This window comes from Arthrobacter sp. TS-15 (assembly GCF_006964045.1).
Classification (GTDB): domain Bacteria; phylum Actinomycetota; class Actinomycetes; order Actinomycetales; family Micrococcaceae; genus Arthrobacter.
This window is the reverse complement of record NZ_SDXQ01000018.1, coordinates 49,691-70,300: the sequence shown is the minus strand read 5'-3', so window position 1 is coordinate 70,300 and position 20,610 is coordinate 49,691. Positions and strand designations below refer to the sequence as shown.

Here is a 20,610-nt window from a genome sequence, read left to right as displayed (position 1 = left end):
AAACCATACGGCCGCAGTTCCGGTTTAAGGGCCAGAATGTGAGAGATGGTTGGGACGCGAAAGGGACCGGTCCTTCAACCGGTCCCTCTCGTGTTCAGCACGTCTGTGTGTTCAGCGCGCGGGCGTCATTAGCCGCGGCAGAGCTCGCCGTACTTGGTGCCGGCTTCCTGGTAGGCCTGGCCGAGCTCGCCAAGCTTCGCCTCGTCCGGGGTTTCCTTGGACTGCTCATCCATGTACTCCAGGATGGCGGTGACAACCGGCTTCATTTCGTCCGATGCAACGACTTCGATGGGCCGGATGGCGTTGGCCACGCGGTTGGTGGCGGTCTTGCTAGCGTTTTGGGGAATGCCGGATGCGGCGACGCCCACGCGGTCACACGTTTCCGCGGTAGTCAGCTGCTGCTGGGCGGAACAGGCGGATGCCGAGGCGATGAGCCCGGCAGCGATCAGGACAGTGGTGAGTTTCTTCATGATTCCCTCAGTGGTCGACGTCCCTTTGATTGTAATCAGTGCCGGGGCCCGTCCACGCATCGGCGTCCGGCCGCTTGCCCGCGTTCCTTCCCAGTTGCCTCCTACAGCAGTCGCAAACGATGGCCGACGCGCGGGAGTCGCCGCAAATTACGGTGACAGCGGGGAAGTAACCGGGCAGGAGCGCAGGGCTGGCGGCGAAACTACAGCGCCGGCGTGCGCGGTGGCACGGTCCGACGAGAACCTGTTGCTTCAAAGGCGGCAGCCAGGGTCAGCAGTGCTGTGTCATCGTAGGCGCGGCCCGCGAACGTGAGGCCCACGGGCATGCCAATGTCTGCCATGGTTCCCATCGGCACAGTGACCGTGGGGATGCCGAGGTGGCGCGGGACGAGGTTTCCGTTGGACACCCATACGCCGTTGCGCCAGCCCAGGTCAGCCGAGGCCGGGTTGACGTCCATATCGGCGGGCCCGACGTCGGCCGCTGCCGGGAACAGGACTGCGTCCAGTCCGAGCCTGTCCATCCAGTCCTCCAGATCAACGCGCCTAGTCTCCTCAAGGCCGCCCACACCGTTTTCCAGCTCGGGGATCTCGGTCAGCTGGTCGTAGCCGTGCTCGCGAACGTGTCCCGGATACTCAGCAATGTCGTCGTCGAACCCGGTGTAGCGGTCCGGCAGGGCGCCTTCAGGGTGCGGGAAAATCCTGGAACCGTCCACCTCAGCAAGGCCGCTTAGTGCGGGGTCGCCGTTGGCACGCAGAAAGTCGTCCCACGCCCAGGCTGACAGGTCCACGATTTCACGCTTGAGGTATCCAGGGGTGACAAGGCCCCGCGTGGCGATGGTGGGTGCGCCCGGACGGTCCCCTTCATAGTTGGAGACCACCGGGAAGTCCACCAGAACAACCTCGGCCCCGGCTGCTTCAAGGTCCTGTTTGGCGGCCTCCCACAGATCAATCACGGAAGCCCTCGTCTGGATGCGCTGCCCGGTCGGCCCGCCGATGCCCGGCTGCGCACTGGTCCCGGCGTCCGGATCTGCGTTGACGTACATGCGCGGCACTCCAAGGCGCTTGCCCCGCAGAGCCGACCGTCCGCCGTCGAGCGATTCCGAAGCCAGCGCCGTGTAAGACTCCGGCCGGACTTCGGATGATTTCGGGATCTGAACCCAGGGCTGCGCGCGCCAGAAGTCGCCGCGGGTCTCGGCGTCGTCGGCCACAATGACGTCCAGCAGCTCGAGCATGTCGGCCATGGTGCGGGTGTGCGGGACCACGACGTCCATGGTGGGGACCAACGGCCAGTTGCCCCGTACGGAGATGACGCCGCGGGAGGGCGTGTAGGCGCACAGAGCATTGTTCGACGCCGGTGCGCGGCCACTTGACCAGGTTTCCTCACCAAGGCCGAAGGCAGCGAAACTGGCTGCCGTCGCGGTCCCGGAACCGTTGGAGGAACCGGAGCCGAACGCCGCAGTGAGGAAGTCGGCGTTATACGGGCTTTCGGCGCGACCGTACACGCCGCGCTGCATGCCGCCGTTGGCCATGGGCGGCATGTTGGTCAGCCCGATCAGCACCGCACCGGCATCGCGGAGCCGCTCGATGGTGAAGGCGTCACGCTGCGCAATCAGGTGCTCGAAGGCGGGCGAACCCGCCGCGGCGGTGAGCCCTTTGGCCAGGTAGCTGTCCTTGGCTGTGTAGGGGATGCCATCCAATGGCCCACGCAGCGCGCCCTGCGTCCGGCGTTCGTCCGAGGCCCGGGCGTCCGCCAAAGCATCGGGGTTCATGACCACCAGTGCGTTGAGTCTGATGCCGTTGTGATCGTAGGCCTCGATGCGGTCAAGGTACGCCTGGGTCAGTTCCTCACTGGTCACCTCCCCTGTTTCCAGGGCCTCGCGCAGCTCTGCGATGGAGGCCTCAACGACGTCGAATGGAGCCGTCACGCTGCACCTCCTGCAAGTTTGGGCTGCTGCTGCGTGATGCAGTGGATGCCGCCGCCGCGGGCGAGGATGGGCCGGGCATCCACCGTGACAACACGGCGGCCGGGGTAGGCCTCGGCCAGGATTTCAGCGGCGAGGGAGTCGGCATGTTCTTCCCCGTATCCACAAGCGATGACCCCGCCGTTGACCACCAAGTGGTTGACGTAGCTCCAGTCCACAAAGCCGTCTTCGTCGCGCAGCGTTTCCGGCGCCGGCAGCGGCACGATCTCGAACGGCTTGCCCGCCGCATCTGTTTGCGTTTCAAGGAATGCCCGAAGTGTGCGGCTGACCTCGTAGTCCGGGTGCTCCGGGTTGGTCTGGGAATGCAGCAGGATTTGGCCGGGTGCGGGCAGCGTGGCCACCATGTCGATGTGGCCTCGCGTGCCCAGGTCCTCGTAGTCGCGGGTCAGTCCGCGGGGTACCCAAATGACCTTGGTGGCGCCGATGGTGCGGGCCAGTTCGGCTTCAACTGCTGCCTTGTTGGCGTAAGGGTTCCGGTTTGGATCCAACTGGACTGTTTCTGTTACCAGCACCGTTCCTTTGCCGTCTACGTGGATGGCACCGCCTTCATTGACCAGCAAAGAGCTGACAAGTTCGGCACCGGACTTCTCCGCAACGAAACGGCCCATTCCGGCGCTCTTCTGCCATTCGGACCATGCAGGAGCACCCCAGCCGTTGAAGATCCAGTCCACGGCGCCAAGCACGCCGGGGCGTTCGTCGTCCAGCACAAAGGTGGGTCCGACGTCGCGCATCCAGAACTCATCCAGCGGCGCCTCGATCTGTTCGATGCCGTTACCCAGCATCCGGGCGGCGCGCTCGCGTTCGCTGGGGTCCACCACCATGGTGACCGGCTCGAATTCGGCTGCAGCATGGGCGACGGCGGTCCAAGCACCGTAGGCCTCTTCGGCAGAGGCGGCGTCGTCGCCAAGCGTCAGGCCGGTGCGGGGGAACGCCATCCAAGTGCGCTCATGCGGTGCGGTTTCGGCCGGCATTCTCCAAGCCATGGGTGACTCCTTCGTCTTCAGACATTCTCTTGTTGATCGCATGATCAACAATGCAGAAAACCTAATCTAGACTGGTCTGTAATGTCAAGCACTCAACAGAAGCGCGCAGTCCGTAAGTCACCGGCAGAGCGCGCCGCAGAAATCACCGAAGCCGCCCGCGAGATCGCACTCGAGGCAGGCCTCACGGCGCTCACGCTGCGCAACGTCGCCGCGCGAATTGGCGTTGCTTCGGGTCTGGTGGCGCACTATCAGCCCACTATGGATGCCCTCATTTCGAACACCTTCGCCACCATCGTGGCAGCGGAAACACAGGAAGTCGCCGCCTTGCTGAGCCAGTGCCCAGGACCATCTGAACGCCTGGCCCTGCTGGTGGAAACCCTTCTGGACAACAGCAGGCTCGACGTCACCGCAATCTGGGTGGAAGCCTGGACCTTGGGGCGCCGCAATGAAACCCTTGCCGCCGCCGTCCGGGAGCAGATGGATGCCTGGCAGAAGGTCTTCCAGGACGTGGTGGAGGACGGGAACGCCACAGGAGTGTTCAACGTTTCCGACGCCGCCGCCGTCGCCTGGCAGATCCTCGGCATGGTTGATGGCCTGAACGCGCAGGCCTTGGTCCGATGGGACGGCGTCAACGACCGCGGCACGCACCTTGCACGCGCCGTCGAGGGAATGGTGGGCGCCGCCCGAGGTTCGCTGGTGCCCAAACCGGGAGCGTAGGCCGCCCCACCCGGGGCCGCCTTCGGGAGCCAGTCCTGCCCTGCCCTAGGCTTGGGAGCATGGCGATCATTCACAAGGCAACCCTGTCCCCGTCCAAGCTCGAACTCATCGCTGACTACCTCCCGAAGCAGCCCTGGTTCATCCAGGATGGCGCCCCGGAGCTCATAGGCGCCTACCGCTTTGACGATCCCGCCGGCGAGGTGGGGCTCGAAACACACGTGGTCGCAGCCGGCGAGCGCATTTACCAGGTCCCGCTCAGCTACCGCGGCTACGAGCTTGCCGGCGCCGAGGAGTGGCTCATCGGCACCATGGACCACTCGGTCCTGGGAAAGCGCTGGGTGTACGACGCCTGCGCTGATCCCGTGTACATCAGGGTCCTCGCCGCTGCCATCCTGACCGGCCAGAACGAGGCCGAACTCATCGTCGACGGCGAGCCTGAGCCCCGGCCCAGCTCTGTCACGGTGAAAGGCAGCGGAAAGCTCGACGGCGGCGCTCCCACCTTGAGCGCTTCGGCGCCGGTATCCGGCAGCGGCGTGACCATCATCGATGCCGGCGAGCTCCGACTGAAGATTACCCGGGTCTTGGACGTGGCAGCAGATGCTTCAGCCAGCACCGCAGCAGCCCCTGAGCTTCACGGGGACCTGATTCTCAACGGACAGTGGGCCGGACTGGAGGAGCCGGTGGAGCTGGCCTCGGTAGTGCGGACCTAGTCACCCGGATGCTTCGCGCCGCTCCTTCCCGGTTGCCCTGCCTCGCCGCCTGTAAGCCACGGCGTGTCGGCCCCCAGGCCCGCGTTATGTGCGGGGTGGCACTGGGGAACTGGGAAGGAGCGCGCGCCGGGGGCATCTGTTGATCACAGGTGCTCAAGCGTAGGCTGGCAAGCAGGTCGTCTAACCACGTGAGGGGCTCAGCATGTACAAAGCGCAAAGCATCATTCCCGCCGCCCAGGATCTTGCCCGGGAATGGGTAACGCATGCGACAGAGGGCACATCCGCGCAAACAGACGCAGTGGTGAGGTGGGCTTTGTCCCGGATCAACCACGCCGACGTGCCGTCCGTGGTCCAGGGTGTGATGCTCACTTTGACCGGCAACAAAAAGGCCGCCAAGGAGGCTAAACGCACTGCCGCCAAGGCAGTAAAGAAGGCCACCCGGGCGCTCAGCCGGAAGACCACGCAGCGTAGCTCCGGCCGTGCAGTATGGTTCACCGCCATTGCTGCTGCCGTCGTGGGAGCGGGCGCAGTGTTTGCTTGGCGCATGATGATGCCTCCGGGCGAACCCGAGCCTGTCCAGCGGCCGGAAACCCCGGTCCAGCCGCCGGTCCCACCGGTTCCCTAGGTAACGTCTTCCCGGAAGGTCTCCCCCGAACGTCGTCCCTAGCCGCCGCTCCCCATCGCACCGGCAGGGTGGTGCGGGGCGACTCAGGTGCCGAACCTGCTAAGGTGCCGCGTGGTCGTCGTGCTGTCCGAACAGTCTCCGTAGCGATGTCCCGGTCACGAGCCAATAGGCTCCGCCACTGGCCAGCAGGAACCCCGCGACGCCCAGGATGACCAGCTGGGTGACGATCCCGGCGATCACCATGATGAAGCCGACCAGAACGGCCAGGCTGCCAAGAACGTTGCGCGCCAGAGCGCCACGTGGGCGACCGGACTTCAGCTCATAGGCGAGGTCGGGATCCGTTGAAGCGAGATCCCGCTCCAGCTCTTCCAAGCTCCTGCGTTCTTCATCCGACAACGACATCGGAATTCCTCACCACACGAGCAGGGCCGCCGAGGCTGCGTCAATGCTCAGAACACCCGCACGAGCGCTGCTTGCCGTGCTATGCCTTCATTATCTTCCCGTAGAGCTGTTCTAGCCACAGGAGCGCTCCCCCCTTCATCACCGGTGGCAGGTTCAGGTATCGACTTACCAAAGGTTCTAAGCATGCTTACGATGGAAGGGCAGAATTCAGACGCACCACCAGCATGGAACCCCCACCGCCGACTGGAAAGTTGATCTCCCCATGGCACGACGAAGCGCTAGAAAAGCACAGAGCATCACTGAAGCGGTTCCTGGGCGCCGCGGACCTCGAAAGGCCATTTGGCTTATTGCCGCGGGCCTCGTCGCTGGCATAGCTGGCGGAGTTTTCGGCTTCCGCATGCTGGTACCGTCCAGCGAATCTGAGCCGGCCAAGACACCGCGGCGTCAACCGGAGGAGATTCTGGTCAGGGAGGAGCCCGTGGAAATCTCCACCAGGATGCGCCCGGGCGAATGGACCGAGGAGTCCCTGCAGGAGCACCTTGAGGATTACAAGCAGCAGATCCGGGACATGGGAGCCAAAGAGTCGCAGATCGTGGTGGACGTAGAGCGGACCGAAGCCGGCGCTGCCCGGGTAGTGGTCAGTTGGGACCGCAGCCGGGCGTAGCCCGAGCTAGTCCCCCGACCGCGGCCGCCACACCACTACGGCCTGCGACCGCGCTCGTGGACGCTGCCCGCGGGCCAAGCTAACGACGTCGCCCGCGGCACCTGCCGCGAAGATCCGCGCATCCACGGGTGAGCGGCGGCGGGTCAGTTCTTCCGTCAGCTCAGCCACGCGATACTGCAAAGCGGCAACCTGGTTTTCGAGGTCGAGGATGCGTTTGATGCCCTCGAGCGAGACGCCGGACTGCGAGAGGCGCTGGACCTCCCGCAGTTTATTGACGTCGTTCTGCGAATAGCGGCGGGACTTGCCGGGAGCGCGGCTGGGCGAAACGATGCCCAAACGGTCGTACTGGCGCAACGTCTGCGGATGCATATCGGCAAGCTCCGCAGCCACGGAGATGACAAAGATCGGCTGGTTGACGTCGATTGCCATGACCGCCTCCTTACAACCGGGCCTTCGCGGCCAAGTCGCTGCGCGGGTTGGCATCAGTGGTGGCCGCCGCGAAAGCCTTCACGGCTTCCTCTGCTTCTTTGTTGAGGTTCTGCGGGACCGCGACGTCGATTGTCACCAGCAGGTCGCCGGTGGACTTGGACGTCTTCACGCCACGACCTTTCACCCGGAGGGTACGGCCCGACGGAGTCCCGGCCGGAACGCGCACCTTGACGGTGTCGCCGTCGAGCGTTGGAACTTCAATGGTGGCGCCGAGCGCCGCCTCCGCAAACGTGACGGGCACGTGGATGCGGATGTTGTCGCCGTCGCGGTGGAAAAAGTCGTGAGGCTTGACGCTCACCGTGATGATGAGGTCGCCGTTGCCGGCAGGGCCAGCGTTGCCCTTGCCACGCTGGCGGACCTTCTGCCCGTCCTTGATGCCGGCCGGGATCTTGACGTCGATCACGTTGCCGTTGCTCTCACGCAGGCTCACCGTGGTGCCCTTGATGGATCCGGCAAAGGAGATGGACGTTGTAGCCGTCCGGTCCGCGCCCTTCTGCGGAGCCCGTTGGAACCCGGTGGGGCCGGCGCCTCCAAACCCACCACCAAACAGGTCAGCGAACTCCGGAGGGATGCCACCGCCCGCAGGCTGACGGGCACCAGGCCCACCGCCAAACAGGCCGCCGAACAGGTCCTCAAACCCACCGTTAGCTCCGGCACCACCGCGTCCGGCGCCAGCACCCGGGGCAAACCGGGCACCGCCCATGGCACGGATGGCATCGTACTGCTGACGGTCCTCAGGATTGGACAACACCGAGTACGCCTCGGAGATGTCCTTAAACTTCTTCTCCGCAGCAGCATCCCCGGCATTGGTATCCGGGTGGTACTGCCGGGCTAGCTTGCGGTAAGCCTTCTTAATATCCGCATCGGACGCGTCCTTGGCAATACCAAGGATCGCGTAAAAATCCTTTTCAACCCAGTCCTGGCTGGCCAAGAGCGTTTCCTTTCAAATCAATAAACAAGCACCTGCGTCCACCCACCTTAGGCGAGCCGACCGCCGGAGCGGAGCGAGACAAGGGGCCCGGGAGTGGCTTCGGGCCTACCGGAGCGTGGCGGCTAAGTCCGTAGGACTAAAGCCGCCACGCGTAGGGGCGGGGCCCCTTGTCTCGCTTCGCGGTGGGACTAAGCGGGAACCGCGACGATCACTTGGGCTGCACGCAGGACCCGCTCGCCGGAGCGGTATCCGGAGCGCAGCACCTGGCTGACCGTGTCAACCTCAATGTCTTCGCCGGGCTGCTGGATGAGTGCCTCGTGGATGGTGGGGTCGAATTCGACTCCGGTATCCGCGATGCGTTCCAGCCCGTACGTCTTCAGCGCGTTCTCCAGTTTGGTGGCGATGGCGGCGAAGGGGCCGTCTTCGAGGTCACCGTGCTGGCGGGCGGCGTCGACGTCGTCCAGCACCGGGAGCAGTGAGTTCAGGACGCCGATGACGGCCATCTCTCCTGCTACGGCGCGGTCGCGTTCGACGCGCTTGCGGTAGTTGACGTACTCAGCCTGGAGGCGGAGGAGGTCGTTGCGGAGCTCCGCTGCCTGGGCTTCAGCCGCGGCACCGGAGGCTACCGATTCCTCGGCCGGCACCTCTACCCCGTTGAGGATTTCCTCAGCCTGGGAGAGGGCGTCGCCGTCTGTAGGAGCGGCGTTGCCTTCGGTGGGAGCTGCAGCTTCGCTATCCGGGTGACGGGCTGCCCCGGTCTCCGGGTCAACCTTGCGGTTGTCCCGGATAACGGGCTTGCGCGGCTCGCCGCTTTCTGAGTGCTCTGCTTCGTTGCCGTGGTGAGGCATGGCTACTTCTTCGCTTCGTCTTCGTCGATGATTTCGGCGTCGACGATATCCTCGTCGGCAGCCTTGTCACCGGCAGGAGCGCCTTCTGCACCGGCACCCGGAGCGTCAGCTGCGGAGGCCTGGGAGTAGATGGCTTCGCCGAGCTTGGTCTGTGAGGCCTGGAGCTTCTCGAACGCAGTCTTCACAGCGGCGTCGTCGGTGCCTTCCAGCGCGGACTTGAGGGCGTCGACGTCGGCCTTGACCTCGGTCTTGACTTCCTCAGGCAGCTTGTCGTCGTTGTCGGCGATCAGCTTGTCCACGGAGTAAGCGAGCTGCTCTGCGGAGTTACGGGTGTCCGTAGCTTCGCGGCGTGCCTTGTCCTCTGCAGCGTGCTCTTCGGCTTCACGGACCATGCGGTCGATGTCGTCCTTGGACAGTGCCGTGCCACCGGTGATGGTCATGGACTGTTCCTTGCCCGTGCCCTTGTCCTTGGCGGACACGTGGACGATGCCGTTAGCGTCGATGTCGAAGGTGACCTCAACCTGCGGAACGCCACGAGGTGCCGGGGCGATGCCGGTCAGTTCGAATGTGCCCAGCGGCTTGTTGTCGCGGGTGAATTCACGTTCGCCCTGGAAGACCTGGATGGCCACGGACGGCTGGTTGTCGTCAGCGGTGGTGAAGGTCTCCGAACGCTTGGTGGGGATAGCGGTGTTGCGCTCGATGAGGTGCGTCATGACGCCACCCTTGGTTTCGATGCCGAGGGACAGCGGGGTGACGTCGATGAGGAGGACGTCCTTGCGCTCACCCTTCAGGACACCGGCCTGGAGTGCGGCGCCAACGGCCACGACTTCGTCCGGGTTGACGCCCTTGTTGGGCTCCTTGCCGCCGGCGAGTTCCTTGACGAGCTCGGAGACGGCAGGCATACGGGTAGAGCCACCGACGAGGACGATGTGGTCGATGTCGGAAACCTTGATGCCGGCTTCAGCGATGACGTCCTGGAACGGCTTCTTGGTGCGGTCCAGCAGGTCCTTGGTGAGGTCCTGGAACTTGGCACGGGTCAGCTGCTCGTCCAGGTGGACCGGGCCGTCGGGGGTGACGGAGAGGTACTGGAGGGAGATGTTGGTGCTGGTGGAGGAGGACAGTTCCTTCTTGGCCTGCTCGGCAGCTTCACGCAAACGCTGGAGGGCGATCTTGTCCTTGGAGAGGTCGATGCCCTTGACCTTGAGCTGGCTCAGGAGCCACTCGACAACGCGGTTGTCCCAGTCGTCGCCACCGAGGCGGTTGTCACCGGCGGTTGCGCGGACCTGGATGGTGGAGAAGTTGTCTTCGTCCTTGCCAACCTCGAGGAGGGAGACGTCGAAGGTTCCGCCACCGAGGTCGAAGACCAGGATGAGTTCGTCTTCCTTGCCCTTGTCCAGGCCGTAGGCCAGTGCAGCAGCGGTGGGCTCGTTGACAATACGGAGGACGTTGAGGCCTGCGATTTCGCCGGCTTCCTTGGTGGACTGGCGCTCGGCGTCATTGAAGTAGGCCGGAACGGTGATCACAGCGTCGGTGACCTTTTCACCCAGGTAGCTCTCGGCGTCGTTCTTGAGCTTCATGAGGATACGCGCGGAGATTTCCTGCGGCGTGTACTTCTTGTCATCGACGGCGACGTTCCAGTCGGTGCCCATGTGGCGCTTGACGGAAGCGATGGTGCGGTCGATGTTGTTGACGGCCTGGCGCTTGGCGATTTCGCCGACCAGGACTTCGCCGGACTTGGAGAACGCAACGACGGACGGCGTGGTGCGGCCGCCTTCTGCGTTGGCGATAACGGTGGGCTCGCCACCTTCGAGAACAGAGACCACGGAGTTGGTGGTTCCGAGGTCGATACCTACTGCACGTGACATATCTTGTTTCCTTTCAATGGCCGATGTTGGAGATTGCACCTGACAGCGGTCCGCTGGGCGGTCTACGTGCCGGAAGCCTGCTCAACAATCGGCTAGTTGAGCGTTCTGCACTCAACTGTACTCAGCCTCGGAAAGATGTCAATCCAAAGTTGAGTGACGTACGCTCAACTTTGAATCTCGGGAACAGAAAACCACCGGAATTACGGGGCTGCAGAGCTGGTTTCGCCCACGGTGAACTGGCAAACTGGCCCGATGGAGATCACTGGATACGTGCCTCCGGACGAGTTCTGGGAGATGAACGACCGGTTGGATCAAGAGGTCCGCGACGGCGCGCACCTTCTCCCGCTGTTCTGCCTAGAGGGCTGGGACGTGCCCGTCATGCTGGGATCCTGGCAACTCGATGGCAGCGAGGGCGGGGTGGCGCACGGCAACGCCTTTTCACCAACGGGCCCGCTGGTGGAAGTGATCACTACAACCCAGGATCCACGCGACGTCGTCAGAAACCGTTGGCGCGCCTCGGCCGGAATACCGCACAACCTGGAAGAGCTCCAACGCCAGGACGCAACCTTCAACGCCCTCGCCGTTGAGCGGCTCACCATCACCGTTGACGGCACGCCCACAGACGTAACGCTCTGGCGCGGAGCGAAATCGTGGCTCGCCGCCGGGACATTCGGCGGCTTCGGCATAGTGATCAACGCCCAACGCAACCCCACCCCACCGGAGGCCGTCCGCCTGAGCCGGGTGTCCGACGTCGAACCCTTGCTTCAGGCACGCCGCGCGGCACTCAAGGCGATACGCGGCGAAGCCTAGCCACCTCAGCAGGAGCGTCAAGCGGTTCCGGCTTGTAGACCCACGCCACCAGCACCACGGAGATGATCATCAGCAGGAACCATGCCAGGAGCTTGTCGATGGAGACAGCCTGCCAGCCATCCAGCTGGTTGGGATACAGCCACGCACGGGACCACGTGCCGATGTTCTCCGCGAACCAAATGAACAGCGCCACCAGCAGGAACGAGACCAGGATGGGCATACGGAAGCGACGCCGGAACACCCGGAAGTGCATCACGCACCGTCCGTAGACAAGCACGACGGCGGCCAGCAGCACCCAGCGCGCGTCGAAGATGTAGTGGTGCGAGAAGAAGTTGATGTAGATCGCGGCCGCAACAAGTGCCGTGATCCACCGCCGCGGGTAGCGGTCGAAGCGGAGGTCGAACAGCCGGAACACCCGCACCATATAGGACCCCACGGCCGCATACATGAAGCCGCTGAACAGTGGAACCGCCCCGATCCGGAGGACGCCCTCAGCCTCATATGCCCAGGATCCGACGTCCGTCTTGAACAACTCCATCACCGTGCCCACCACATGGAACAGCAGGATCACCCGCAGTTCCCGCAGCGTCTCCAGCCTGAAGGAGATCATCAGGACCTGAATGACGACGGCGGCAATGGTCAGGAAATCGTTACGGGCAAGGCCCGCGTTATCGGGGTACCAGAGGCGGGCGGCGATGATCACCGCGAGCAACGCGGCACCGAACACACAAGCCCACGCCTGCTTCAGCCCGAACACCACGAACTCGGTCAGCCCGGCCCGCACACGGCCACCGGGGGTCCGGTCCAGGTAACGGTGCGCAAGGGCGTCGATGGACTCTTCCACCGACGTGGAGTTACGCATAGGGCACCGCGGAATCCACCACAAGCTGGCCCAAATAATGGTCGCGGGGCCAGTGCCGGATCCGCTGGGGCAAGCGCGGATACACGCGACCCACCATCCGCATGGTCCGCTCGAAGCGCCGCGCCTGGCTTTCGCCCCAGGTGAAGCCGAATCCCTCGCGCACGTGATCCGGCAACAGGCCGGCCGTGAGGAACCGCGCCAACGGCATGGCCAGACGCAGCAACCGTGGTCCTCCAGCCGGGTAGAGAAGGTCCCTGGCTACCTTGAGCGCCTTGTCATCCGGGCGAAGTCCGCGCACCTGGGATTCCCAGTACCTTGCAAAGGCTGCCCGGTCAGCCGGCCATTTATCCGCCGGAAGCTGCAGGGCTGTCCCGATCCGCGCATACTCGCGGTAGATACGGTCGGCGGTATCGTCGTCGAGCATTCCATGGACCTGCTGATAGACGGTGACGGCGGTGTCGTAGAGGGTGGCGACCACCCAGAGTTGGGAGTCGGCGTCGAAAGCGCTGTAGCCGTGTGAAGCACCATCGGGTCCGCGGCGGACCGGGGCATGGGCTCGGTTGACGGCGCGGCGAACGGCCTTCAGCTGTTCCTCCGAGCCGTAAACCACCGCATACACGTAGGTCATGGTGGCGCGGAGCCGATCCATGGGGCGCTCCGCGAAATTGCTGTGCTCGGCCACGCCGTGGCCCACTTTGGGGTCCGCGATTTGCAGGAGAATTGCGCGGCCCGCGCCGGCAAGGAGGACACCCTCCGCACCAATGTCAGCCAGTCCACGAACCATCTGAATACTGTAGCGCCCTAGCCTTGGAGCCCCACGACGCCCTGAAGCACGCCCAGCTGATGCTCAAAAAGCTCGTCGCGGGCCTTGAAAGTCTCCGGCCCGTACTGCCCAAAAACCTCGAAGCTGATGGCCCCGAACACCGACGTCCACACCAGAACACCACGCGCTAACGACGCGTCTGGTGCCGCGAGATTCATTTCGGCGCGAATGGCCGACAGGTCTTCGGCCAACGCCGGGGGAATCACGACGGCGGGAGTCACCTCAGTGGCCAGGGCACCTGCCCGGTAGGCGGCATCAAAGATCCCGACGAGACGGACGATGACGCGTGTTCCCGGAACGGTGGTGCGCTCCCCCGGTGCCTGATACCCAGGGACGGGGCTGCCGAAAAGCAGGGCGTAGCGGGCGGGCTCTCGGATGGCCCACGCTCGTACGGCCTTCGCGAGCGCTGTGAACTGCCCGGCGTAGTCCTGGTCCGGAACTGACTCCACGGCCTGATCCACTTCATCACCGAGCTCGTTGTACGCGTCGATGAGCAGCAGCGTGAGGAGCTCGTCGCGGTTCTCGACATACCGATAGACGGCAGAGGATACGACGCCTAGATCCCTCGCCACGGCTCGCAGGGAAAGAGCCGCTGCGCCGTGGACGGCGAGGTGCTCACGGCCCAACCGGATGATGTCCGCGATGGTTTGCGTGCGTGCCCGCTCCCTCGGAGTTGGGGGCTTTGCCTTGGCCTTGGCTGCGATGGGTTGGGCTGACGTCATGCCAATAGCTTGCCATAACAGAGAGCGCTGTCAACAAACGAGAGCACCGCTCTTGACTTTCATGGATAGTGCGGTCATTCTGTTTTAGAGAGCACTGCTCTTGTTTTAGATTTCCGAACTATAGAAGGAACCTCATGTACGTCGTCACAGGAGCAGGTCCCGTTGGTTTCACTGTCGCGGAGCAGTTGGCAGAGCAGGGTCACCAGGTGCGCGTCCTTACCCACTCGGGCAGCGGCCCGGATCATCCACTGGTGGAGCGCCTGCGGGTGGACGTTTCAGATCGCGCTCAACTGACTGGCGCCATCACCGGAGCTACCGCGGTTTTCCATTGCATCCACGGCTCCGCTTACCGTGCAGCAGCGTGGGCCGCCGAACTTCCCCAAGCCGAGCAAGTGGTGATGGACGCAGCGGCAGCCGCGGGCGCCGTCGTCGTCTTCCCGGAAAGCCTGTACTCGTACAGCGAGCCGGAGCAGATCATGACCGAATCGAGCCGCCGGGAAGCTTCAGGCGGTAAGCGCGGCATCCGGACAGCACTGCTCGCGGCACGGCAGGCGCATGCGGCCAACACTGTGAGCGTGGTTGCCGGTGATTTCTTCGGGCCTCGCGTGACGATGGCGCATGCCGGCGAGCGCATGGTGAAGCCCATCCTGGCGGGCAAGGCAGTGCAGTTCATCGGGTCCACCAAGCAGCCACATTCCTTCACTTACGTTCCGGACCTTGCCGCTGCCATGATTGCGGCAGCGCATAAACCCGAGCTGTGGAACACCGTACTGCACGCCCCCACGGGCCCGGCCGTAACGCAGCGGGACATGGCCGCAGCGCACGCATCAGCCGCCAGTGTTGCCGCGCCGAAAGTCAGCGCCGTACCCGGGTGGGTGTTCCGGGCGGCCGGCGTCTTCTCCACTGACATGCGCGAACTGGCGGAAATGCTGTACCAGTTTGAGCGCCCGTTCGTGATGGATTCCTCCGACAGTCAGCGGCTGTTGGGGCTTGAGCCCACTGCCCTGCCGGAAGCCGCAGCGGCCACCGTTGCGTGGTGGCGGGGCGCTGCGCTGCAGGCCAAGTAGCGGCAGCTCAGGTGAGGACCGCGAAACAGAAGCGCTCGACGGCGGTGCGAACCCGCCGTCGAACGCTTCTGTTTTAGCCGCGCAGGTCGGTCCCTTGGCAGGGGTTAGTCAAAGTGCTCCCCCGGTCCGCCTTCTCCTTTATTGATGTCAGTGCTCGGAGTTGACGCAGCAGCCTATGGGTCGACTCAAAGGGATCCCTTGGATTCCCTGCGATCCGTTATTTTCCCTGGGCAGCCAGGAGACGTGAGTCCAGCAGTCCTGCCGCGACTGCCGGAGCGAGCCCAGGAGCCAGCGGAAGCCTCGGGACCACAAGGCAGTGCCACAAGTGGTAGATGTCAGCTTTGCCAGACCAGACGGTGGAAGCGACGTTGCCGCGCTCATCCAGCTCCTGTTTCCAGGAACCGTGCTCGTAGTCGATGAACCAGTCCCTTGCGTGGTCCCAGATTCGCTCGTACCACTCGGCGTATGCTTCGTCGCCGGTGGCCATGTACAGCGCGGCCGCGCCCCCGATTGCCTCCACCGGCACCCAGCGAATCCGCGACGTCACCACCGGCTTTCCATCCCAATCCACCGAGTACACGAATCCAGGGTGGCCATCGGGCTCCCATGCGTCGCGGATGGCAGCGTCGAAGAGGCCCCTGGCATCCTCCATCAGCCAGCCTGGAACGTCCATGCTGCGGGCTTCCAGGCCAGCGCGGAGGTGCAAGAGGAGCCGGGCCCATTCCACCCAGTGGCCGGGTGTTCCGCCGTAGGCGCGGAACTGGCTGGCGCGGTCGTCGGTGTTGTACTCAGGGATCGGGTTCCACTGGGAGTCGAAGTGCTCGAAGACCCGGTAATTGTTGTTGCGCGCAAATTTGTGGATGAGCACCTCAGCGATGTGGAGGGCCCGCTCAATCCAGCGGTTTTCGCCAGTTACATCGGCTACGATCAGGTAAGCCTCAACAGAATGCATGCTGGCGTTTCCGCCGCGGTACGCCTCAGTTTCGGTGAACTCCCGGTTCCACGAGTCGAAGCACATGTTGGCGTCGTGGTCCCAGAACTTCGAGTCCGCTATGCGCAATGCCTCGCCCAGCAGTTCCTGGGCGCCAGGACGTTTGGCTGCGACGGCGCTTGCGGCTGCCAGGAGCACAAACGAATGCTGATACCCGGACTTTGTGTCGTTCACCGGACCGTTGTCGTCGACCTCCGCGTACCAGCCGCCGAACTCGTCGTCATGGAACACTCCATTCAGAGCGGCAATACCATGGTCCACCATGGACGCAGCACCCGGGCGCCCCATCAAAGCCGCTACCGCAAAACTATGGACCATACGTGCCGTGATCCAGAGATGGGTTGGTTTGTCGGCCATGACCTTCCCGTAGTTGTCCAGCCAACCAAAGCCCGTGGGGACCTTCGCGCCGGAGGCGAAATTGATGAGCCGGTCTGTTTCCGTTTCGAGCCAACGTGCGTGAGCGGCGCTGTTCAACCACGTCATGTGCATCTCCTCATTAAGTTTGCGGCCACAAGAGGTAGGGCCTGTTCTTATGCTAATCCTTGGTGAGTGAATTCCACCAGATAAAGTTTGTTTTCAAACACTGATTTATTGATGGCGATGCCCAAACGAACGTTTGAGGGCAGGCAGAGCAGAGCTGTTATCAGCGGGTAAACGAATGCCCGGTTGACCGCTCCGTTACGAACGGGGCGGGGGTGTCAGTCAGCGACGATCAGACGGACGTTTGAGGCTGACAAGGCCTCCGCCACTTCCCGCGGCGGCTGAGCGTCCGTAACGAGGATGTCCACGGCATTGAAGGACGCCAACCTGGCCAGCGCGTACCTCAACATTTTTTGGTGGGTGGCAACCACAACCACTTGCTCCGCCGAACCCATCAGGGCCAACTTGGTTGCCCTTTCAACATCACGTTCAATATAGAAACCCTCATCATGGATCCCGCTTACCCCGATGAACGCCGTCTTGGCCCGAAGCCCCTGGACGGCGTTGACCGTCATGGGTCCGTTGAACGCCTGGCTATCCAACAGCAGTTCACCGCCCAGGCAAATGGTCCGGGCAGACGTCAGCTGCAGGCATCTTTGAATCGCAGGAGCGGAATGGGTAATGACGGTGCCCATGAAAGCGGCCGGGAGCTCCTGGGCTATCTGGTAGGTAGTGGTTCCAGCGTCCAGGATAATCGCGTCGCGCTCTGAGATCAGGTCCACACAGGCCTTCGCGACCCTCTGCTTCGCGTCGGCGTCCTCCCGGACGCGTGCCGCGAAATCAGCATTTTGGCCGTGGCCCTCAATGGCACTGACCCCGCCGTGAACCACCTTGACCAGTCCGAGCTTGGACAATGCACGCGTGTCACGGCGGACCGTCATGTCCGACACGTCGAATGTACCGGCAAGATCTGCGGTGGAAAGGAACCCTCGCCTGCCAAGCTCATCCAGAATGGTCTGCTGACGCGGTGTCAGCGGCGCCTCTTCCCGTGCGATGCTCATGGCTTCCCCTTTCCTGACACCCCCCGGCCCATGATCGGCGTGGGAAAGTGTTGTAATTCCAACACAATCTTACTTACTTCTGCGCAAAGACTTCCGTAGCCGTCAATTCAATGGGCCGGCCTTCCACGATGGAGCGCTCCGCCGCCAGGCCCATGCGCACCGACTGCAGCCCATCGGCGACAGTTACATCCACGGGCCCCTCACCCAGAATGGCTTTCCGGTAGCCGAGGTGCTCGTAGTAAGTGGAACCGTGATGTGCCCCGGCAGCCAGGACGGCCTCATCCACGGGTACTTCATGCTTCTCCGGCCCCAGCGGCGAACGCGGGCTGAACTCGACCGTCGCCTCGCTTTCGTCCCCCTCAATCCAGTGACTAGCTGCCACAGGGATCAGTGTTTCGATCTTTGCCGCGTCGCCCACAATGGAGATTCGCTCCTGGAACTTGGACCCTTCGGCGAACATGGACAGCTCCAGCATGGCGCGTCGGCCACCAGCGAAGTCAACTATCACGTAGGCGTTGTCCACCATGTCCGATACCCGGCCATCATAAACCTCATCCAAGTGGTTCACATCGTGTCCCCCACTGGCAAAGACGCGCGTGGGTTCGTCCTGCAAGATGAGGCGCATCAGATCGAAGAAGTGGCAGCACTTTTCCACCAGGGTTCCGCCTGTGCGCTCGGCGAACCGGTTCCAAGCATCCACCTTGTGCAGGAAAGGGAAACGGTGCTCAACGATTGAGAGCATGCGGATGTTACCCAGCTTGCCGCTATGTGCGGCTTGGATGACTTCCTGCACCGGCGGCATATAGCGGTACTCCATTGCAACCCACACGGGTGCCGGGTAAGCGGCCGCCAGCCCCTCGAGCTCGTCGGCTTGCTCTGCACTGGTACACACCGGCTTTTCCACCAAGACAGGAAGGTTAGTGCCGCTGGCAAAGATGTCCTTCAGGATGCCCAAATGTGTGTCGTTGGGGCTGGCAATTACCAGGGCGTCCACAAGCCCCGATGTCAGCAGATCCTGGTGCGAGGAGTAGGCCTGGACTTCGTATCCGATTTCACGTGAGGTCTCTTCAAGCGAGGAAGGAGTGGGGTCAGAGACCGCAGTGATCCGGCTTCCCGGGATGAGCGCGAGATTCCGGACGTGTTCGCGGGCCATGTGGCCGGCGCCGATGAGGCCATAGCGAATGGTTTGGACCGTTTCTCCAGAAGGCAAAGACATGAACTGCTCCGTTTCTCAGCGTTGAGTGAAAGGGATCGACGTTGCATCCCGAACATCACTATACCGAATGTGTTGTTTTTCACACATAGCGTGTGTATATTTTTTCACTACCAGCCCAACTACAACGAGGTGGAACGTGCCCCAACCGTCATCCGGAACCCTGCTTTTCGTCGGGTGTGCCACTTTGGACTCCATTGCCCTGGTACAGGAATACCCCGCCGCCGATAGCCGGACCGTCGCAGAGGACTTTGCTACAGCGGGCGGCGGACCTGCGGCCACGGCGGCTGTGGCTGCAGCCCGAGCCGGAGCCAAAGTCGCCTTTGCCGGCGTCCTTGGTGCCGATGAAGAGGGCGACCGGATCATCGCCGGACTCGAATCCGAAGGCGTGGACACCTCTGCTGTCATTCGCGACCCTCACGTCAACACAGGCGCGAGCGTCATTGTTGTCAGCAGGGCTACCGAGAGCCGGGCGATTGTCACCCGGCCCGTACCGCCAGTCCGTTTTCCTGCAGACGCCCGCTTCCATGAACTCCTGCGCACCGCCGACTGGGTCCACGTTGATCACTTGGGGTGGAACGCCATAGCAAATTCAACCGGCCTAAAGATCAGTGTGGACGCCGGAAACCCTATTCCATCCTTCAGCCCACAAGGCATTGAGCTGTACGTGCCCACCATCGAACGCCTGCGGGCCGAGTACGGAGCCCATCTCACGCCTGAAGTACTGGTGCAAAAAGCAATAGACGCCGGCGCTTCAACCGTGGTTGCCACTGCGGGGTCGGAAGGCGCCTGGGGACTTGAACGGGGCGGCATCCCCTTCCACATCCCCGCAACGCCAGCCCACATCGTCTCAACGCTCGGCGCCGGCGACGTCTACCACGGCGCCATCCTTGCAGCCGTGGCAGCAGGCCTGCCCCTCGCAGAAGCCGCATCATTCGCCGGCCGCACTGCCTCGGCGTCCTGCGCAGGTTTGGACGGGCGTTCCATGATCCCCCGCAAGACCATTTCCCCTGTCCTTACCGCTAATCCCACTCTCTAGCTGAAAGAAGCAGCCCATGAGCAACACAGACCTATCCTCCCTCCAGCGCCCGTCCGGTGCGTTCGCCATGCTCGCCGTTGACCAGCGCGAAGCCATGAGAAACATGTTTGCCGAACACACAGACCAAGCCGTCACTGACCAGGACCTCCGCGACTTCAAACTCGCAGCTACCCGCATCCTCACTCCATATGCTTCCGGCGTCCTCATTGACCGCCAGTTCGCTCTGGATGCCGCCATTGAGGCCAAGGTCGTGGCTGACGGCTGCGGACTCATCGCTTCCGCCGATCATTTCGAGTCTGCCCACGGCGAGCTCGTGGGGGAAGTGACCATAGACAAACTGGTTGATCCCAAGAAGTACGCCGCACTGGGCGTAACCGCCCTCAAACTGCTGGTTCTCTACCGCCCGGACGAGGCCGCCGAAGGGCGCGTCGCGATGGTCCGCGAATTCGTGGAAAGCTGCAAATCCGCCGGACTTATCAGCATCATTGAACCCGTTTCCCGCGCGCCACTGGCAGGAGGCGACTTCGACTGGAACGCAGGAATTCTGGCAGCCGCCAAGGAACTGGGCGATCTTGGAGCCGACCTCTACAAGGCTGAGGTCCCCTTCAAGGGCCAAGCGTCCGAATCAGAGGTCCGCTCAGCTTGCGCCGAACTTACCAAAGCCATCAACGGTCCATGGGTAGTGCTCTCTTCGGGTGTGCCGGAGGAGAATTTCCCGGACGCCGTCCGGTGGGCTTGTTTGGAGGGCGCCAGCGGGTTCCTGTCCGGACGCGCAGTGTGGGCGTCCTGCATCGGTTCCAGTGATGTCACTGAATCCCTGTCCACAGACGCCGTCCGCCGTCTGCAGCGGCTCTGCGAAGTGGTGGACGAAGTGGTCTCTGCACAGCGGACCACCGCCTGACCCGGCGGGGGCATCATG

At 63.3% G+C, this 20,610-nt stretch carries 22 protein-coding genes; 8 read left to right on the top strand and 14 right to left on the bottom strand.

The window, feature by feature from the left end; genetic code table 11:
* Positions 1-128: 128 nt before the first annotated feature.
* The 3 genes from EU811_RS07340 to EU811_RS07330 all read right to left on the bottom strand — a co-directional run bounded on the left by EU811_RS07340 (position 129) and on the right by EU811_RS07330 (position 3,432).
* The gene (locus tag EU811_RS07340) at positions 129-470 is read right to left on the bottom strand and encodes a hypothetical protein (RefSeq protein WP_142937835.1); all 342 of its coding nucleotides are present in this window, start codon (positions 468-470) and stop codon (positions 129-131) included.
* A gap of 200 nt (positions 471-670) precedes the next feature.
* Positions 671-2,392 (bottom strand): amidase, encoded by a 1,722-nt coding sequence (locus EU811_RS07335; RefSeq protein ID WP_142937834.1) that lies wholly within the window; start codon positions 2,390-2,392, stop codon positions 671-673.
* Positions 2,389-3,432 carry an agmatine deiminase family protein gene (locus EU811_RS07330; RefSeq protein WP_142937833.1) on the bottom strand — a complete coding sequence of 348 codons (1,044 nt, stop codon included), beginning with the start codon at positions 3,430-3,432 and terminating at the stop codon, positions 2,389-2,391. The genes EU811_RS07335 and EU811_RS07330 overlap by 4 nt, the downstream gene beginning before the upstream one ends.
* Positions 3,433-3,513: 81 nt before the next feature.
* Here EU811_RS07330 and EU811_RS07325 point away from each other — a divergent pair, with 81 nt between their 5' ends.
* The 3 genes from EU811_RS07325 (at position 3,514) to EU811_RS07315 (ending at position 5,484) form a co-directional block, all read left to right on the top strand.
* Complete coding sequence (locus EU811_RS07325; RefSeq protein ID WP_142937832.1) at positions 3,514-4,149, top strand: TetR/AcrR family transcriptional regulator; 636 nt, start codon at positions 3,514-3,516, stop codon at positions 4,147-4,149.
* 59 nt (positions 4,150-4,208) lie between these two features.
* Positions 4,209-4,859, top strand: a complete 651-nt coding sequence (locus tag EU811_RS07320) for a CG0192-related protein (RefSeq protein WP_142937831.1) — start codon at positions 4,209-4,211, stop codon at positions 4,857-4,859.
* Between the two features lie 202 nt (positions 4,860-5,061).
* Entirely contained in the window at positions 5,062-5,484 is a 423-nt protein-coding gene (locus EU811_RS07315; protein WP_142937830.1) for a hypothetical protein, read from the top strand.
* 99 nt (positions 5,485-5,583) lie between these two features.
* Here the strand turns inward: EU811_RS07315 and EU811_RS07310 are convergent, their stop codons facing one another.
* Entirely contained in the window at positions 5,584-5,886 is a 303-nt protein-coding gene (locus EU811_RS07310; RefSeq protein ID WP_142937829.1) for a DUF3040 domain-containing protein, read from the bottom strand.
* Between the two features lie 262 nt (positions 5,887-6,148).
* On the opposite strand from EU811_RS07310, the gene EU811_RS07305 reads away from it, so the two are divergent.
* Complete coding sequence (locus tag EU811_RS07305; RefSeq protein WP_165450168.1) at positions 6,149-6,550, top strand: hypothetical protein; 402 nt, start codon at positions 6,149-6,151, stop codon at positions 6,548-6,550.
* Positions 6,551-6,556: 6 nt separating this feature from the next.
* Here the strand turns inward: EU811_RS07305 and EU811_RS07300 are convergent, their stop codons facing one another.
* The 4 genes from EU811_RS07300 to dnaK all read right to left on the bottom strand — a co-directional run bounded on the left by EU811_RS07300 (position 6,557) and on the right by dnaK (position 10,683).
* Positions 6,557-6,979 (bottom strand): heat shock protein transcriptional repressor HspR, encoded by a 423-nt coding sequence (locus tag EU811_RS07300; RefSeq protein ID WP_142937828.1) that lies wholly within the window; start codon positions 6,977-6,979, stop codon positions 6,557-6,559.
* A 10-nt stretch (positions 6,980-6,989) separates the two neighbouring features.
* Positions 6,990-7,970: a DnaJ C-terminal domain-containing protein gene (locus EU811_RS07295; RefSeq protein ID WP_142937827.1), complete on the bottom strand. Its 981-nt coding sequence runs from the start codon at positions 7,968-7,970 to the stop codon at positions 6,990-6,992.
* Between the two features lie 188 nt (positions 7,971-8,158).
* Complete coding sequence (locus tag EU811_RS07290; protein WP_142937826.1) at positions 8,159-8,818, bottom strand: nucleotide exchange factor GrpE; 660 nt, start codon at positions 8,816-8,818, stop codon at positions 8,159-8,161.
* A gap of 2 nt (positions 8,819-8,820) precedes the next feature.
* Entirely contained in the window at positions 8,821-10,683 is a 1,863-nt protein-coding gene (gene dnaK / locus EU811_RS07285; protein ID WP_142937825.1) for a molecular chaperone DnaK, read from the bottom strand.
* 252 nt (positions 10,684-10,935) lie between these two features.
* Here dnaK and EU811_RS07280 point away from each other — a divergent pair, with 252 nt between their 5' ends.
* Positions 10,936-11,493, top strand: coding sequence for a hypothetical protein (locus tag EU811_RS07280; RefSeq protein WP_142937824.1), 558 nt, complete (start codon positions 10,936-10,938; stop codon positions 11,491-11,493).
* Here the strand turns inward: EU811_RS07280 and EU811_RS07275 are convergent.
* From EU811_RS07275 to EU811_RS07265, 3 genes are read right to left on the bottom strand one after another with little or no spacing between them, the layout of a single operon-like run.
* Positions 11,468-12,355, bottom strand: a complete 888-nt coding sequence (locus EU811_RS07275; protein ID WP_142937823.1) for a DUF817 domain-containing protein — start codon at positions 12,353-12,355, stop codon at positions 11,468-11,470. The genes EU811_RS07280 and EU811_RS07275 overlap by 26 nt on opposite strands.
* On the bottom strand, positions 12,348-13,139 hold the full coding sequence (locus EU811_RS07270; protein WP_142937822.1) for an oxygenase MpaB family protein: 792 nt from the start codon (positions 13,137-13,139) through the stop codon (positions 12,348-12,350). Before EU811_RS07270 ends, EU811_RS07275 begins: the two co-directional genes overlap by 8 nt.
* A 17-nt stretch (positions 13,140-13,156) precedes the next feature.
* Positions 13,157-13,900: a TetR/AcrR family transcriptional regulator gene (locus EU811_RS07265; protein ID WP_142937821.1), complete on the bottom strand. Its 744-nt coding sequence runs from the start codon at positions 13,898-13,900 to the stop codon at positions 13,157-13,159.
* A 134-nt stretch (positions 13,901-14,034) separates the two neighbouring features.
* Between EU811_RS07265 and EU811_RS07260 the strand changes: the two genes are divergently transcribed.
* The gene (locus EU811_RS07260) at positions 14,035-14,967 is read left to right on the top strand and encodes an NAD-dependent epimerase/dehydratase family protein (protein ID WP_142937820.1); all 933 of its coding nucleotides are present in this window, start codon (positions 14,035-14,037) and stop codon (positions 14,965-14,967) included.
* Between the two features lie 217 nt (positions 14,968-15,184).
* Here EU811_RS07260 and EU811_RS07255 read toward each other — a convergent pair whose 3' ends face one another.
* The 3 genes from EU811_RS07255 to EU811_RS07245 form a co-directional block, all read right to left on the bottom strand.
* The gene (locus EU811_RS07255) at positions 15,185-16,441 is read right to left on the bottom strand and encodes an AGE family epimerase/isomerase (RefSeq protein ID WP_142937819.1); all 1,257 of its coding nucleotides are present in this window, start codon (positions 16,439-16,441) and stop codon (positions 15,185-15,187) included.
* A gap of 215 nt (positions 16,442-16,656) precedes the next feature.
* Positions 16,657-17,439, bottom strand: coding sequence for a DeoR/GlpR family DNA-binding transcription regulator (locus tag EU811_RS07250; protein ID WP_142937818.1), 783 nt, complete (start codon positions 17,437-17,439; stop codon positions 16,657-16,659).
* Positions 17,440-17,512: 73 nt separating this feature from the next.
* Entirely contained in the window at positions 17,513-18,655 is a 1,143-nt protein-coding gene (locus EU811_RS07245) for a Gfo/Idh/MocA family protein (RefSeq protein ID WP_142937817.1), read from the bottom strand.
* 136 nt (positions 18,656-18,791) lie between these two features.
* Here EU811_RS07245 and EU811_RS07240 point away from each other — a divergent pair, with 136 nt between their 5' ends.
* Positions 18,792-19,691, top strand: coding sequence for a carbohydrate kinase family protein (locus tag EU811_RS07240; protein ID WP_142937816.1), 900 nt, complete (start codon positions 18,792-18,794; stop codon positions 19,689-19,691).
* Between the two features lie 16 nt (positions 19,692-19,707).
* The gene (locus EU811_RS07235; RefSeq protein WP_142937815.1) at positions 19,708-20,592 is read left to right on the top strand and encodes an aldolase; all 885 of its coding nucleotides are present in this window, start codon (positions 19,708-19,710) and stop codon (positions 20,590-20,592) included.
* Positions 20,593-20,610 lie beyond the last annotated feature (18 nt).

Bases quoted from the DNA above. Each gene is read 5' to 3' on its own strand.
- EU811_RS07340 (WP_142937835.1), bottom strand. From the start codon at position 470: ATGAAGAAACTCACCACTGTCCTGATCGCTGCCGGGCTCATCGCCTCG.
- EU811_RS07330 (WP_142937833.1), bottom strand. From the start codon at position 3,432: ATGGCTTGGAGAATGCCGGCCGAAACCGCACCGCATGAGCGCACTTGG.
- EU811_RS07325 (WP_142937832.1), top strand. From the start codon at position 3,514: ATGTCAAGCACTCAACAGAAGCGCGCAGTCCGTAAGTCACCGGCAGAG.
- EU811_RS07320 (WP_142937831.1), top strand. From the start codon at position 4,209: ATGGCGATCATTCACAAGGCAACCCTGTCCCCGTCCAAGCTCGAACTC.
- EU811_RS07315 (WP_142937830.1), top strand. From the start codon at position 5,062: ATGTACAAAGCGCAAAGCATCATTCCCGCCGCCCAGGATCTTGCCCGG.
- EU811_RS07310 (WP_142937829.1), bottom strand. From the start codon at position 5,886: ATGTCGTTGTCGGATGAAGAACGCAGGAGCTTGGAAGAGCTGGAGCGG.
- EU811_RS07305 (WP_165450168.1), top strand. From the start codon at position 6,149: ATGGCACGACGAAGCGCTAGAAAAGCACAGAGCATCACTGAAGCGGTT.
- EU811_RS07300 (WP_142937828.1), bottom strand. From the start codon at position 6,979: ATGGCAATCGACGTCAACCAGCCGATCTTTGTCATCTCCGTGGCTGCG.
- EU811_RS07290 (WP_142937826.1), bottom strand. From the start codon at position 8,818: ATGCCTCACCACGGCAACGAAGCAGAGCACTCAGAAAGCGGCGAGCCG.
- dnaK (WP_142937825.1), bottom strand. From the start codon at position 10,683: ATGTCACGTGCAGTAGGTATCGACCTCGGAACCACCAACTCCGTGGTC.
- EU811_RS07280 (WP_142937824.1), top strand. From the start codon at position 10,936: ATGGAGATCACTGGATACGTGCCTCCGGACGAGTTCTGGGAGATGAAC.
- EU811_RS07275 (WP_142937823.1), bottom strand. From the start codon at position 12,355: ATGCGTAACTCCACGTCGGTGGAAGAGTCCATCGACGCCCTTGCGCAC.
- EU811_RS07270 (WP_142937822.1), bottom strand. From the start codon at position 13,139: ATGGTTCGTGGACTGGCTGACATTGGTGCGGAGGGTGTCCTCCTTGCC.
- EU811_RS07265 (WP_142937821.1), bottom strand. From the start codon at position 13,900: ATGACGTCAGCCCAACCCATCGCAGCCAAGGCCAAGGCAAAGCCCCCA.
- EU811_RS07260 (WP_142937820.1), top strand. From the start codon at position 14,035: ATGTACGTCGTCACAGGAGCAGGTCCCGTTGGTTTCACTGTCGCGGAG.
- EU811_RS07255 (WP_142937819.1), bottom strand. From the start codon at position 16,441: ATGACGTGGTTGAACAGCGCCGCTCACGCACGTTGGCTCGAAACGGAA.
- EU811_RS07250 (WP_142937818.1), bottom strand. From the start codon at position 17,439: ATGAGCATCGCACGGGAAGAGGCGCCGCTGACACCGCGTCAGCAGACC.
- EU811_RS07245 (WP_142937817.1), bottom strand. From the start codon at position 18,655: ATGTCTTTGCCTTCTGGAGAAACGGTCCAAACCATTCGCTATGGCCTC.
- EU811_RS07235 (WP_142937815.1), top strand. From the start codon at position 19,708: ATGAGCAACACAGACCTATCCTCCCTCCAGCGCCCGTCCGGTGCGTTC.